Genomic DNA, 14,988 nt, shown 5'->3' with positions numbered 1-14,988 from the left:
TCATACCTTAGCGTGTGATGGCTTTTTTTTATAAAAAAAATTCAAAAACAGTTTACGAAATCGATTGAAATAGGGTACTTTTGCAAAAATTTTAAAAAACACAACTTTATTTTTTTACAAAATTCATTCATGAGTACAACACATTTATACGAAAAGGAAGTGACTATTCAAACCGACAGAAGACGCTCGGGAGTAGAATTAATCAAAATTATTAGCGATTTATGGTATGACAAATCGATCGAGTTGGTCTTGTTCCGAAATCATTTAATCGACAGAAATGTGAGCGAAATTCTAAACTTGCACGAATACGCAGGAGAATTTGTTGGGAAACCAATTGCTGTTTCTGATTCGGTTGAAATTGCGAGTATTATTCTATCTTTAGACCTACCGCCTTCCAAATTGGACATCGGAAAATTGACTTACGAATACGGACTTTTGGATGAAAAATACCCAGATGCCAGACATTTTGTAATTGACAAACTAAAAGACGCCAAATTCACTGAGGAAATTCAACCCAAAGATGTGGTTTTATACGGTTTTGGCCGTATTGGTCGCTTATTGGCCCGTGAGTTAATGTCCAAAACCGGAAAAGGCAATCAAATGCGATTGAGAGCCATTGTTACTCGTGACAAAAACGACGCTACAAGCTTAGAAAAAAGAGCTTCTTTGTTGCGTTATGACTCTATTCATGGTGATTTTAATGGTTCTGTTATTGCTGATCCAGCCAATAATGCCTTAATCATCAACGGAACTACCGTTCATATGATTACTGCCAACACTCCAGAAGAAATTGATTATACAGCTTACAATATTGACAATGCCTTAGTAATCGACAACACGGGAGCCTTCACTACTCAAGAAGCTTTGAGTCGTCACTTGACTTCAAAAGGAACCGATAAAGTATTACTTACGGCACCTGGAAAAGGCGTGCCGAATATTGTTCACGGAGTAAATCAAAACGAATACAATCCGGACGAGGTATCAATTTTCTCGGCAGCTTCATGTACCACCAATGCCATTACTCCTATTCTGAAAGCGATTGAAGATACTTTAGGAGTTGTAAAAGGACATTTAGAAACCATTCACGCCTATACTAACGATCAGAATTTGGTAGACAATATGCATAAAAAACACCGTCGTGGCAGAGCTGCAGCTTTAAACATGGTGATTACCGAAACAGGTGCTGGTAGTGCGGTTGCCAAAGCCTTACCGTCTTTAGAAGGAAAATTAACTTCAAACGCGATTCGTGTTCCTGTTCCCAATGGCTCTTTAGTGGTTTTGAATCTTGAAGTAAACAAAGCAACTTCTGTCGAAGGCATTAACAACATTATGAAAAAATACGCTTTAGAAGGCGAATTGGTAGAGCAAATCAAATACTCGTTGAATAACGAATTGGTTTCTTCGGATATTGTAGGAACTACAGCCCCTTCCATCTATGATAGCAATGCCACTATTGTTTCTAAAGACGGAAAAAACATAGTATTGTACATTTGGTACGACAACGAATACGGCTACAGCCATCAAGTCATTCGTTTGGCCAAATACATTTCAAAAGTAAGACGTTATACTTACTATTAGTAGATAAAACCAACGTTAATTATAATTCAACAAACCATCAAGAGACAACTTTTGGTGGTTTTTTTAAACTCATATTTAGAGAAATATCACTTTTACCCCTCACAACGTATTTAACCGCTAAACTCGCAAAGATTAACACAAAGATCTCAAAGACTTAGACAACAAACTATAAACAACAAACAATATTTTTTAAATCGGTAATACCGTTGTGCTTTTTACCTCAGAGATGATAAAAAAACTATTAATCAAACTAACCTCCGGCAAAACCGATAATTTCTTTTGATGAAAATGATGGTAACTTTCCATATCAGGTAAGACCACTTTTAGCAAATAATCAAAACTACCCGAAACAAAATCACATTCCACCACTTCGGGCAAATTCCTAATCGCTTCATTAAAAGCTTCAGAAATATCAAAGGTTTGTTTTACAAGCGTGACTTGGCAAAAAACAGTCAAGTTTTTACCTAGCTTTTTCTTATTGAGCACCGTAACATATTTATCAATAACCCCTTCTTTTTCAAGACGTTTCACTCGATCATGAACAGGCGTTAGAGACAGATTGATTTGATTGGCAATGTCTTTTAACGTCAAATGCGCGTTGGCTTGCAAGAGGCGTAAGATTTTTTTGTCTGTTTCATCAATATTCATTTGGGCAGCTTTTTAAAAAAGGAACACTTTTAAGATAATTTTTCTTTTACAAAAGCAAAAAACGATTTCGAAAAGAAAAATTTTAGGCTAAAATACTAAATTAAACTAATATTTACCTTTCTATCATTCACAGGAAAAAATATTTTCTTTTTAAATTACTTTTACCCCACAAAAACCAATCAAAACAAAGTCTTATGATAATCGGAGTTCCAAAAGAAATCAAGAATAACGAAAACCGTGTGGCCTTAACGCCAGCAGGTGTAGCCGAATTTAAAAAACACGGTCATATTGTATATGTACAAACCAATGCTGGTAGCAACAGTGGTTTCGGTGACCAAGCCTACACAGATGCAGGAGCCGAAATTCTTCCTACTATTGAAGCAGTGTATGACATTGCCGAAATGATTATCAAAGTAAAAGAGCCAATCGCTTCTGAATATCCTTTGATTAAAAAAGACCAATTATTATTCACCTATTTCCACTTTGCTTCTTCTGAGCCGTTAACACACGCAATGTTAGAGCGCGGAGCCGTTTGTTTAGCTTACGAAACGGTAGAAAAAGCTGATCGTAGCTTGCCTTTATTGGTGCCAATGTCTGAAGTAGCGGGACGTATGTCTATCCAAGAAGGAGCTAAATATTTAGAAAAACCAATGAAAGGAAAAGGAATCCTTTTAGGTGGTGTACCAGGTGTTCCTCCAGCAAACGTAGTAGTTTTAGGTGGTGGAATCGTAGGAACTCAAGCCGCTAGAATGGCCGCTGGATTCGGAGCTAGAGTTACCATTATGGACGTAAGTTTACCACGTTTGAGATATTTGTCTGATGTAATGCCAGCTAACGTAGTAACTCAAATGTCAAATCATTACAACATTTGCGAAGCGATCAAAACAGCCGATTTAGTTATTGGTGGTGTGTTGATTCCTGGAGCCAAAGCGCCTCACTTAATTACTCGCGACATGCTAAAATTAATGAGCCCAGGAACCGTAGTAGTAGACGTAGCTGTTGACCAAGGAGGTTGCATCGAAACTTGTAAACCAACCACTCACGAAGACCCAACGTTCATCATCGATGATATTGTTCACTATTGTGTGGCCAACATGCCAGGTGCTGTGCCTTACACTTCAACTTTAGCGTTGACCAATGCGACTTTGCCTTACGCGATTCAATTGGCCAACAAAGGATGGAGAAAAGCCTGCGAAGAAAACAAAGAATTAAAATTAGGATTGAACGTAGCCAACGGAAAAGTAGTTTACCGTGGTGTTGCCGAGGCTTGGGATTTACCTTTGCACGAAGTAGAAAGCGTTCTAGCAGAAGAAGCTGTTTGCTAATTCCATCTAACAACATTTTGATTAAAACATATAAGTCACCTAAGTTTTTGTTTAAATAAGTTAAGTAAAATCGCCAGTTCATTGAAGTAGTTTAAGGTCAATTTACAAAACCCTTGTAACTTATATAAGCTTTAACCATCTGAAAAAACAAGTTGATTTACAAATCTTACATGACTCCTATGTTTAAAAAATAATATACTTACCACACAAAATCCGTCTCGTTGCAAAACCAGACGGATTTTTTTTATACCAAAATTTAGGAGCGGAAAGAATGGGCTTTTTTACTGACATCGTCCTGCTCTCCGCTATATCTTTGCTTTTTTTTTATCAAAAAAGCAAAGGATGCCGCTGCGATCAGGGCTAAAAACTAGGAATTGGTTTTCTTGGGATATTGAATAGAAAAAAACAATCAAATCTTCAATGCAAAAAATAACAATCGTAGCTAAAATTTATATGGATACGATTCACACTACATCATACTTAAATACAACGGATTAAAATCCGTTGCTACAAAATGGTTCGTTCCTACGGAACTTTCATCTTTTCCTACGCCAACTGAAGTTGGCCAGATAAAGTTAATAGTTAGATTGGACAATAATTGTTACTAATTATTCCCACCAAATGAACTTTCTTTTTAGCAAAAAACAAAAAAAATATTCGGTCTATTTTTCAACATAGGCAGTAAAAACCACAAAAAAAGCCTAGAACTCGCATTCTAGACCTTTACTATCTTACAAAAATAAACTACCACTTAATAATCGCACTTGCCCAAGTAAAACCACTTCCGAAAGCAGCTAAAACCACAGTGTCACCTTCTTTGATTTTTCCTTGCTCCCAAGCTTCAGTCAAGGCAATTGGAATAGATGCAGCAGTGGTGTTTCCGTATTTTTGAATGTTGTTGAATACTTGATCATCATTCAACTTAAATTTGTTCTGAATGAATTGCGAAATTCTCAAATTCGCTTGATGTGGAATCAACATATCAATATCTGAAACATCCAAATTATTGGCTTGCAAACCTTCGTTGATTACCTCGGAAAAACGAACTACAGCATTTTTAAACACAAACTGTCCGTTCATGTGAGGAAAATAACTTTCGTCGTTCGGATCGTTATCAGCCAAAATATCGTTTACCCAACGACCGCCCATTCCAGGAGCAAGCAAGGCTAATTCTTCAGCATGTTGCCCTTCGGAATGCAAATGCGTAGACAAAATTCCTTTGGTTAAATCTTCTTCTCTTGATAATACAGCAGCTCCTGCTCCATCACCAAAAATTACCGAAACCCCACGCCCACGAGTGGTCATGTCTAAACCTGAAGAATGCACTTCAGATCCAATGACCAAAACGTTTTTATACATTCCCGTTTTGATGTATTGATCGGCTACTGATAATCCGTACACAAAACCTGAACACTGATTACGAATATCAATTGCTCCAACGGTTTTTAAACCCAAATCGCGCTGCACCAAAACCCCAGGCCCTGGGAAATAATAATCAGGACTTAAAGTAGCAAAAACCACAAAGTCAATATCTTCTTTGGCAATACCAGCGCGCTCAATGGCAATTTCTGCTGCTTTTACTCCCATTGTTGTAGTGGTGTCTTCTCCTTTTATGATATGACGACGCTCTTTAATTCCGGTACGTTCCTGAATCCATTCGTCATTCGTCTCCATTATCTTTGACAAATCATCATTAGTCACCACATTTGAAGGAACATAAAATCCTAATCCTGCTATTTTAGAGTGATACATACGTATTAATTTTATATTAAATTTTGATCGGCTAAATTAAAAATCTTTTAAAAAGCTTCCTCACAATTTAGTCTTTTTTTTCATATAATCATTTCAAGCTCAATAAATTTACAACTTACACTATTTTTTACCATTTTTACAGCAAAATAAAACGCTAATCTTTGTAACATTTGATGGTTTTTTACAACTAATTTTATTGTAAACCTTTCATTAACCAACTTTCCTTTCATGAAAATAAAACTTGCCTTTTTATGCCTTGCCTTTAGTTTTTCAGTCATCGCACAAGAGAATCTAAGCTACCAAAAACCTTCTAAATCCATATTAGATTTAGCGGATTACGAACGTGCTCCTTCGGTTTCGATGGATACTAAAAAAGAATACCTTTTACTTTCTTACCGAAACACCTACAAAACACTTGACGATCTTAATCAAGAAGAATTGCGTTTGGGTGGTTTACGTATCAATCCTGTGACGAACATTTCGAGTACCGTAACCTATATCAACAACTTAAAACTTCGAAAAATTAAAGACAAAAACGAAGTTCAAGTAGCGGGATTACCAGCTAATGCCAAAATCAGCAATCTATCTTGGTCGCCGAACGACACTAAAATTTTGTTCACACATACCGCTGCCAATGGTGTAGAACTTTGGGTAATTGACGTGGCTTCTGCTCAAGCCAAGAAACTGACCGAAGCGAATTTGAATGCCAATTTAGGCGCTCCTTTTAGCTGGTTTGATGACAACGAAACAATATTGGTAAAACTATTGCCTAGCGACAGAAAACCTTTATTGGATGCCAAAAAAGATTTGCCAGCGGGACCAATTATCTCGAATGCTAGTGGTGCAAAATCACAAAACCGAACTTATCCAGACATGTTGAAAAACAAAAATGACGAGATCAATTTTGAGAACATCATCACATCTGAATTGTATAAAATCACTTTGAATGGCAATAAAACGCTATTCAAATCGGCGGATATGTTTGCTGGTCAAAGTTTATCTCCTGATGGAAATTACATTATGCTTACTACGATTCAAAAACCGTTTTCTTATATCGTTCCTTTGAATCGCTTTCCAATGAAAAGTGTGGTGTATGACAAAAACGGAAAAGAAATAAAAATCGTAAACGAAACGCCTTTAACCGAAATTATGCCCAAAGGATTCATGGCCGTGCAAAAAGGAAAAAGAGCTTTGCAATGGAGAAACGACAAACCCGCAACTTTGGCTTTTGTACAAGCTTTAGACGAAGGGGATCCAGCAAATAAAGTTGCGTTTAGAGACGAAGTGTTTTTATGGGACGCGCCTTTTACAGCCAATCCAACTTCGCTAGTAAAAACACCACAACGATTTGACAACATCATTTGGGGGAATGACACTTTTGCTATAGTTTCTGATGAATGGTATGACACTAGAAATACCAAAACCTACCTGATCAATCCATCCAATCCTTCGCAACAACCTAAAGTGATCACCGACAGAAACTCACAAGACGTTTACGCTGATCCGGGTAATTTCGAGACTAGAAAAAATCAATACAACCGCTATGTTTTGGCTATCGAAAATGATAAAGCCTTCCGTATTGGCGATGGTTTTACGAAAGAAGGTCAGTTCCCATTCATTGACGAATTGAACTTAAAAACGTTACAAAGCAAACGTTTGTATACTTCTACTTATAAGGACAAAAAAGAAGATATTATTGAGGTAGAAGATTTTAAAAAAGGAACGGTTTTGGTACAAATTCAATCCAAAAATGATTACCCAAATTACTACTTTAGAAACATCAACCAAAAAGAGAAAATCACACCCATCACCGATTTCAAAAATCCGTTTGAAAGCATCAAAAATGTGAGCAAAGAAGTGATCAAATACAAACGTAAAGATGGTGTTGAACTTTCGGGAACCTTATACTTGCCTGTAGGCTATGACAAAGCCAAAAAAGAAAAATTGCCGTTATTGATCTGGGCCTATCCTGCCGAATACAAAGACAAAAATAGTGCGGGACAAAGCACTCAAAATCCTAACGAATTTACCTTTCCTAACTATGGTTCGTTTGTGTATTGGGTGACCAAAGGCTATGTGGTTTTAGACGATGCTTCGTTCCCAATTATAGGAGAAGACAAAACTGAACCTAACGACAACTTTATTACTCAATTGGTGGACAATGCTGAGGCTGCAATCAATGCGGTAGATGCTTTGGGCTACATCAACAGAAAAAAAGTAGCGGTGGGCGGCCATTCTTACGGTGCTTTTATGACCGCTAATTTGTTGACCCATTCCAACCTTTTTGCTTGTGGGATTGCTCGAAGTGGTGCTTACAATAGAACTTTAACGCCTTTTGGTTTCCAAAGCGAGCAACGTAATTATTGGGAAACGCCAGAGGTGTACACGGCCATGTCCCCTTTTATGAATGCGGATAAAATGAAAACTCCTTTACTATTAGTGCACGGCGAAGCGGATAACAATCCTGGTACTTTTACATTACAAACCGAACGCTATTTCCAAGCCATAAAAGGTTTAGGTGGCCCTGCTCGTATGGTGATTTTACCAAAAGAAAGTCATGGTTATGCTGCCAAAGAAAACATCTTGCACTTACTCTGGGAACAAGATCAATTCTTAGAAAAACATTTGAAAAACTAAGTCAAATGACTACTAACAAAAAAGAGACAACTCGGAAAAGTTGTCTCTTTTTTTATGTTCACTTGTAACGATTATAATATTTTCAAAAACACTTCTTGATTGACCTCTAAGGCCGTTTCGTGCTCAAAGAAAATAGCTTTTCGATCGAAAGCGGCTTTGATTAAAAACCGACTGCCTTTAAAATAAGATTGTTTCACTACTGCTCGCATGGTTCCCACTGGAGATACTTTTAATTGATGTGGATACAACAACACCATTTCATCATTCTCGTCAATGGGCATCAGTTGTGATAATCGTAATTCGTTAACTTCTCCAAATAAAGAAGCTACATATTTATTAATTGGAAATTGGTACACTTCAACAGAAGGTGCTTTTTCTACAATGCGTCCTTGTTGCAAGACTATGGTTTCGTCAGAAAAAGAAAGAGCGTCGGTACTATCATGCGTGGCAATAATACACGTAATGCCTTTTTTCTTTAAGTAGGCAAACAAATTTCTGCGTAGGGCATTTTTCCTAAAGTTATCAATATGACTAAAGGGTTCATCTAGTAACAAAACCTGTGGTTCAACCGCTAATACTTTGGCCAAGGCTACTCTTTGTTGCTGTCCACCACTTAAATCTTTGGCGCGTACTTTGGCATAGTCGGTCATTTCGACCATTTCGAGTAATTCTTGAATGCGTAATTTTTTTAAAGGCATAAAACCATTAGACAAAAATTTACCAACATTTTCGGCTACGGTTTCAAAGGGCATCAAATCAAAATCTTGAGCCAAATATTTCATAAACGGCATTCCGGGCACCAAGTTGTATTTGGGACCTAAAACACGGGTTTGATTAAAGAAAATTTTTCCTTCATGTAAATCATAAATCCCATAAATAAGTTTCAGCAACGTACTTTTACCACAGCCGCTTTCGCCTATTAGTGCGATGTTTTGTCCTTTTTCTACGGTAAAATCTACATTTTGAATGATCGCTTTGTCGGTATAAGCGAAAGAAATATTTTGAACTTCAAGCATTATATTGGGTATGAATTTAAAAAAACAAAGATAGTGGCTTTGTAAAAAATAAGTCGTTGAAAACTGTATTTTATATCAAAAAAAGCTGTTACGTTGGTAACAGCTTTTAGGTTTTTATACGCTAATGTCTTTTGTTGACTTTTTTTTGCGTTAGGGATTACTTCACTCATACTATTTTCATAGGAGTTCAGTGAACTTCGTTTGCAGTGAAAATCCTTTTTTAAGGCTTTTTCGGCCTTAAAAAAGATTGTAACGAAAAGCCCGGCCCTTGTGGTAACGCCCAAATTTTTGGGGGAAAAGTTTTTTTTGTTGCCATTCACTAGCGTCTTTCCACTATAGGTTATTTTCCGCTTTTGGCGTCTTGTATCATTTTGTTGTTGGCCGTTATAGCAAATTCTACTCTACGGTTTTGCGCTTTACCTTCGGGTGTGTCGTTGGTAGCAATAGGATCTGCAATTCCAAATCCTGAGGTTTTGAAACGATTGGCCACCAAACCTTTGGCTATTAAATACGTTTTTACTGCTTCGGCTCTTTTTTGAGAAAGGGTCAAATTGTATTCTGGTTTCCCGGAACTGTCGGTGTAGCCAAAAATTTCGATGTTAGTATCGCCATATTCTTTAAACACAGGAATCAACTTATCTAAATTGGCTTGTGCTTGAGGCGTTAAACTTGATTTATTGGTATCAAAACGTACGGCATTTTCGTTCAAGGTCAAATGAATTCCTTCACCAACACGCTGTACATCAGCACCTGGAATGGCTTCGGTAATTTCGCGAGCTTGTTTGTCCATTTTGTTTCCAATTAAGGCTCCTGCCCCACCACCAACGGCGGCTCCAATGGCTGCACCTAGCGCAGCATTTCCTCCTTTTCCGAGGTTATTTCCCAAAATACCTCCAATTAAAGCGCCGGCAGCCACTCCTATTCCTGTTCCTTTTTGGGTGTTATTGGCGTTTTTTACTGCTGTACACGAAGTAAATACGTTGCTCAAAAGGAAAACGATAACTAGGGTAAATGTGCTAATTTTTTTCATAGTAAAATATTAATTGGTTTTTGTAAAATAATAAACAATGTCTTTTTGTTGCCCTGCAACATCAATTCTATCAATCAATTCAAAGGACGTTTCTGTTTGATTCGCTACGCGCAACAGATAGCCCGTTTGAACGGTTTTGGACTTCACCCCTGCTTCGACAATTTTCAAAACAAACAAGCCTTCTTTGTTAATGCTCCAAACAATAGGGGAAGCAAACGCTGGACAACCCGGTGCGGTAAGTGTCATATCTCCTTTGTTGTTGTTTGAAATAAAGTTCCAAGTGCTACCGATAAAACATTTAGAATCTGCGATATTAAAAGAATTTACTTTGAAAAATTCAGAACCCGGATATGCCACGTTCGTAATTTGCCAATTGCCTTTGATCACTACTTGTGCTTTTTTATCCAACTTAGTGGATGCCACTGGAGCTGCAGGTGCTGCCGCGGGCGAACTTGACTTACAAGCCACAAGCAAAATTAACAATACCCCCAATAAAACAACTTTCTTCATACTCAACTAGTTTAAAATTAATAGATTACTAAATATACGACACAAAAAATTAAGAATAACACGATTACTAAAAAAAAGCCCTCATACTTTTCCGCCATTTTGTCATTAATATGGCAAATGGTACTTTATTTGAAGAGCTCTTGGACGTGAATTAATCTTAAAATATTATTATAATTATGACAACAGGCAAAATTAATGTTTCGGTTGAAAACATCTTTCCTCTAATCAAAAAGTTTTTATACAGCGATCACGAAATTTTCTTACGTGAGCTGATTTCAAATGGAACTGATGCTACTTTAAAATTAAAACACTTAACAAGTATTGGTGAAGCAAAAGTAGAATACGGAAATCCAATTATCGAAATTAAAGTCGACAAAGATGCGAAAAAAATTTACATTATCGACCAAGGTTTAGGAATGACGGCTGATGAAGTAGAAAAATACATCAATCAAGTTGCTTTTTCGGGTGCCGAAGAATTCTTGGACAAATACAAAGATTCTGCTAAAGATTCTGGAATTATTGGACACTTCGGATTAGGATTTTACTCCGCTTTTATGGTGGCTGAAAAAGTTGAAATTTTTACCAAATCATACAAAGACGAGCCAGCCGCTCACTGGACTTGTGACGGTAGCCCAGAATTTTCATTGGAACCTTGTGACAAAACCGATCGCGGTACCGAAATCGTGTTGCACGTTGCCGAAGATTCTTTAGAATTTTTGGAAGAAAGCAAAGTCAGAGAGTTGCTGAACAAATACAACAAGTTCATGCCGATTCCAATTAAATTTGGAACCAAAACTGAAACACTTCCTAAACCAGAAGATGCTCCAGAAGATTATACTGCAGAAACTATTGAAGTAGACAACATCATCAACAACCCAAATCCAGCTTGGACCAAACAACCTGTGGATTTAAAAGATGAAGACTACAAAAGCTTTTATCGTGAATTGTATCCAATGCAATTTGAAGAGCCATTGTTTCACATTCACTTAAATGTTGACTATCCTTTCAACTTAACTGGAATTTTGTACTTCCCAAAATTAGGAGGCGATTTACAAATTCAAAAAGATAAAATTCAGTTGTTCCAAAACCAAGTTTACGTAACCGATAACGTAGAAGGTATTGTTCCAGAATTCTTAATGATGCTTCGCGGAGTGGTGGATTCACCAGATATTCCGTTGAACGTTTCTCGTTCTGGATTACAAGCTGATGGTGCTGTGAAGAAAATTTCAAACTACATCACTCGTAAAGTTGCGGATAAGTTGAAATCATTATTCAACGAAAACAGAGCTGATTTTGAAGCCAAATGGAACGACATCAAAATTGTATTAGAGTACGGAATGCTTTCTGAAGACAAATTCTACGAAAAAGCGGGTGCCTTTGTTTTATATCCAACGGTAGACGATAAATATTTTACGCTTGACGAACTAAAAGAAGCCATCAAAGAAAACCAAACGGATAAAGATGGTAAATTGGTGGTATTGTATGCTGGAAACAAAGAAGCACAACACTCTTATATCGAAATTGCTAAAGACAAAGGCTACCAAGTATTGTTGCTAGATTCTCCAATCATACCTCATTTGATTCAAAAATTAGAATCAGACAACAGCGGACTAACTTTTGTTCGTGTTGACTCTGACCACATTGATAATTTAATCAAAAAAGAAGAAACAGCCATTTCTAAATTATCTACTGAAGAACAAGAAAGTTTAAAAACCGTAGTTGAAACTATTGTTCCTAAACAAACCTATACCGTTCAGTTAGAAGCTTTAGATAGCAGCGCAGCGCCATTTATCATCACGCAACCAGAATTCATGCGTCGTATGAAAGAAATGAGTCAAACTGGCGGCGGTGGAATGTTCGGAATGGGTAATTTCCCTGAAATGTACAACTTAGTGGTGAACACTAACTCAGCATTAGCAACCAGTATTTTGAACAATCAGGACAAAGCTGTACAAGAAAACTTGGTCAAACAAGCCTTGGATTTGGCTAAACTTTCTCAAAACCTTTTAAAAGGAGAAGCACTAACTGCTTTTGTAAAAAGAAGTTTTGAGATGATAAAATAATTTCATTAACACTTTATAAAAGCCTGTAAATTAAATTTTACAGGCTTTTTTTTTTGACAATTCATTTGTTTTATTACTTTTAGCACACCAAATCAAAACACAACTTTTATGAAAAATTTCTCATTAGCTTTTTGCTCGTTACTCGTTTTTTCGTTCACTTTTAATTCTTGTACCAAAGACGAAGTTGTCAACTTTACCGATACTAATTCAATTGTAGCCTCAGCCACTATTGATGGGATTAACGAATTAGATTTCCAAACAGGAACTCAAGTTACTTTTGAAAATGCTTTATCCAAAACTACAAGCGCTACCAATGTAAAATCCTTACTAGGTGCCTGCGCTGTCGTTACTATCGATAATGTAACCCCCAATTCTTTTCCAAAAATAATTACAATTGATTTTGGAACTGGCTGTACTACCAACGGAATTACCCGAAAAGGAAAATTAAAAATCACTTTATCTGGATTAGTAAGCACACCAAAGTCGACCATGAAAATTGAACGAGAGAATTATTATGTAAACGGGATGAAGGTAGAAGGTGTCATTTTATATACCAACGAAACCACCACAGCTGCTGTCCCACAATGGAGCCGAACCATTACGAATGGTAAACTAACTAGCGTAGATGGATCCGTATATTTTAATTCTGGCAGCCATACCATCAGACAAACAGAAGGCGCAAGTACTCCATTAATACTAGCCGACAATACATACGAAATGATTAGTGGAGACCATATGGTGAGCAAAGAAAATGGTGCTAAATTAACTCTTTCGGTTGCAGCTCCTTTGGTAAAAAAATACGATTGCAATTATGTCTCCAAAGGGAAATTAAATGTAAAAGGACCATTATTAAACGGAACCCTTGATTATGGGAATGGTGATTGTGATAATAAATTAACGTATACTCACGAAAATGGAATAGTTTTTAACTTAACCATGTAACATAAACTTGTAAACTAAAAAATCTTCGTTGCAATAATTGAAACGAAGATTTTTTTTTGCGTTACCGCCAAAGTTATCCGAACTTTGCAAAAAAAATACCATGACACTTCAAATAGAAACTCCAGCTCTTTTATTTTCGGCAACCTCTCTTATTTTACTTGCATACACCAATCGTTTTTTGACGTTGGCTACCATCATTCGCGGTTTGAAAAAGGCGTACAAAGAAAAAGAAAACGGCATGATTTTGTTAGAACTTAAAAATTTAAACCTGCGTTTATCGCTCATCAGATACATGCAAATGGCTGGCGTAATGAGTTTGTTTTTATCTGTTTTTGCCATGCTCCTTTTATACGTTGACCAACAATTATCAGGTATTTATTTTTTTGGCTTTAGTTTATTGTCTTTATTAATCTCACTAGGGCTATCATTTTGGGAAATCAATATTTCAGTAGGTGCGCTACGTTTACACTTGAGCGATTTGACTCATAAAGAAAAAAGCAAAGATCAACCCGCTAATACTATCGACAAATAAATAGGCATTCCGAATGTAATGTTAAACGGGAAGGTAACCGCTAAGGCCATCGGTAAAAATAGCCCGGGATTTGCTTTCGGTACTGCAATTTTCATAGCCGCAGGCACAGCGATGTATGAGGCACTTGAGGCTAAAATTGCAAAAATGAAACGATTCCCAACATCATCAGTTACAAATTGACTTATGTAAGCTACGATACTTCCATTGATTAAAGGGATTATGATAGCAAAAATCAAACTAAACCAACCGCTCTTAAAGAAATCACCTAATTTTTTTCCGCTAACGATACCCATGTCTAAAAGGAAAATGGCCAAAAATCCTTTAAAAATATCAGTCGTAAAGGGTTTGATATCCAATGCTGCTTTGTCACTTGCTAACAAACCAATCATCAAACTCCCAATAATCAAGAGTACACTTCCGTTTGTAAAGGAATGTTTGATTACTTCTGAAAGCTTAGAAGAAGTACTATTGCTTTTAGAATACATTCGGATTAAAACTACCCCAACAATTATCGCTGGAGCCTCCATCAAAGCCATAACTGCTACCATGTGACCCTTAAAATCTAAATTTTGCATCTCAAGAAATGAAATCGCAGTTACAAAGGTCACCGCACTAACCGAACCATAGGCGGCCGCAATAGCTCCCGAATTTTCGATGTTGAATTTTCGCTTTAAAATAAAAAAAGCATACAGCGGAATTACAATTGAAATACTGATACCAAATAAGATTTCCCAAACAACGTGAATTGAAAAATCACTATGCGCCAACTCTTGTCCTCCCTTAAAACCAATGGAAAACAAAAGATAAAGCGAGATAAACTTCGAGGTATTGTTGGGAATTTCTAAATCACTTTTCAAATAAACTGCTATAATACCGAGTAAGAAAAACAGTAAAGCTGGATTGGTAACATTTTCAATTAAAAGATCAAAATTCATTAGTGTTTATTTTTATTTAA

Annotated in this window: 12 protein-coding genes; 6 read left to right on the top strand and 6 right to left on the bottom strand. The window is 36.7% G+C overall.

Annotated features, from left to right (window positions below):
• Window positions 1-129 precede the first annotated feature (129 nt).
• Window positions 130-1,578, top strand: coding sequence for a glyceraldehyde-3-phosphate dehydrogenase (locus BXU11_RS06060; protein ID WP_078211353.1), 1,449 nt, complete (start codon window positions 130-132; stop codon window positions 1,576-1,578).
• A gap of 189 nt (window positions 1,579-1,767) precedes the next feature.
• Here the strand turns inward: BXU11_RS06060 and BXU11_RS06055 are convergent, their stop codons facing one another.
• Window positions 1,768-2,226: an Lrp/AsnC family transcriptional regulator gene (locus BXU11_RS06055; protein ID WP_024982361.1), complete on the bottom strand. Its 459-nt coding sequence runs from the start codon at window positions 2,224-2,226 to the stop codon at window positions 1,768-1,770.
• 194 nt (window positions 2,227-2,420) lie between these two features.
• Here BXU11_RS06055 and ald point away from each other — a divergent pair, with 194 nt between their 5' ends.
• Complete coding sequence (gene ald / locus BXU11_RS06050) at window positions 2,421-3,551, top strand: alanine dehydrogenase (protein ID WP_078211352.1); 1,131 nt, start codon at window positions 2,421-2,423, stop codon at window positions 3,549-3,551.
• A gap of 744 nt (window positions 3,552-4,295) precedes the next feature.
• On the opposite strand, the gene BXU11_RS06045 is transcribed toward ald, so the two are convergent.
• The gene (locus tag BXU11_RS06045; protein WP_024982363.1) at window positions 4,296-5,303 is read right to left on the bottom strand and encodes a 3-oxoacyl-ACP synthase III family protein; all 1,008 of its coding nucleotides are present in this window, start codon (window positions 5,301-5,303) and stop codon (window positions 4,296-4,298) included.
• Between the two features lie 228 nt (window positions 5,304-5,531).
• On the opposite strand from BXU11_RS06045, the gene BXU11_RS06040 reads away from it, so the two are divergent.
• Window positions 5,532-7,940: a prolyl oligopeptidase family serine peptidase gene (locus tag BXU11_RS06040; protein ID WP_078211351.1), complete on the top strand. Its 2,409-nt coding sequence runs from the start codon at window positions 5,532-5,534 to the stop codon at window positions 7,938-7,940.
• 71 nt (window positions 7,941-8,011) lie between these two features.
• Here BXU11_RS06040 and BXU11_RS06035 read toward each other — a convergent pair whose 3' ends face one another.
• From BXU11_RS06035 to BXU11_RS06020, 3 genes are all read right to left on the bottom strand, one after another.
• On the bottom strand, window positions 8,012-8,956 hold the full coding sequence (locus BXU11_RS06035; RefSeq protein ID WP_024982365.1) for an ABC transporter ATP-binding protein: 945 nt from the start codon (window positions 8,954-8,956) through the stop codon (window positions 8,012-8,014).
• 340 nt (window positions 8,957-9,296) lie between these two features.
• The gene (locus BXU11_RS06025) at window positions 9,297-9,986 is read right to left on the bottom strand and encodes an OmpA family protein (RefSeq protein ID WP_078211349.1); all 690 of its coding nucleotides are present in this window, start codon (window positions 9,984-9,986) and stop codon (window positions 9,297-9,299) included.
• Between the two features lie 9 nt (window positions 9,987-9,995).
• Window positions 9,996-10,496, bottom strand: a complete 501-nt coding sequence (locus BXU11_RS06020) for a lipocalin family protein (RefSeq protein WP_078211348.1) — start codon at window positions 10,494-10,496, stop codon at window positions 9,996-9,998.
• A 176-nt stretch (window positions 10,497-10,672) separates the two neighbouring features.
• Between BXU11_RS06020 and htpG the strand changes: the two genes are divergently transcribed.
• The 3 genes from htpG (at window position 10,673) to BXU11_RS06005 (ending at window position 14,033) form a co-directional block, all read left to right on the top strand.
• Entirely contained in the window at window positions 10,673-12,559 is a 1,887-nt protein-coding gene (htpG, locus tag BXU11_RS06015) for a molecular chaperone HtpG (protein ID WP_078211347.1), read from the top strand.
• A gap of 108 nt (window positions 12,560-12,667) precedes the next feature.
• Entirely contained in the window at window positions 12,668-13,501 is an 834-nt protein-coding gene (locus tag BXU11_RS06010; protein WP_078211346.1) for a hypothetical protein, read from the top strand.
• 100 nt (window positions 13,502-13,601) lie between these two features.
• A complete protein-coding gene (locus BXU11_RS06005) occupies window positions 13,602-14,033 on the top strand; it encodes a DUF2721 domain-containing protein (RefSeq protein WP_078211345.1) in 432 nt (143 codons plus the stop codon).
• Here the strand turns inward: BXU11_RS06005 and BXU11_RS06000 are convergent.
• Window positions 14,006-14,968, bottom strand: a complete 963-nt coding sequence (locus BXU11_RS06000; protein ID WP_078211344.1) for a sodium-dependent bicarbonate transport family permease — start codon at window positions 14,966-14,968, stop codon at window positions 14,006-14,008. The two genes, BXU11_RS06005 and BXU11_RS06000, sit on opposite strands and share 28 nt — an antisense overlap.
• Window positions 14,969-14,988: the final 20 nt, after the last annotated feature.

This window comes from Flavobacterium sp. LM5 (genome assembly GCF_002017945.1).
In the GTDB taxonomy this organism is placed as follows: Bacteria; Bacteroidota; Bacteroidia; order Flavobacteriales; family Flavobacteriaceae; genus Flavobacterium; species Flavobacterium succinicans.
Note: the sequence above shows the minus strand (reverse complement) of the source record. Positions and strands in the feature narration are given on the sequence as shown.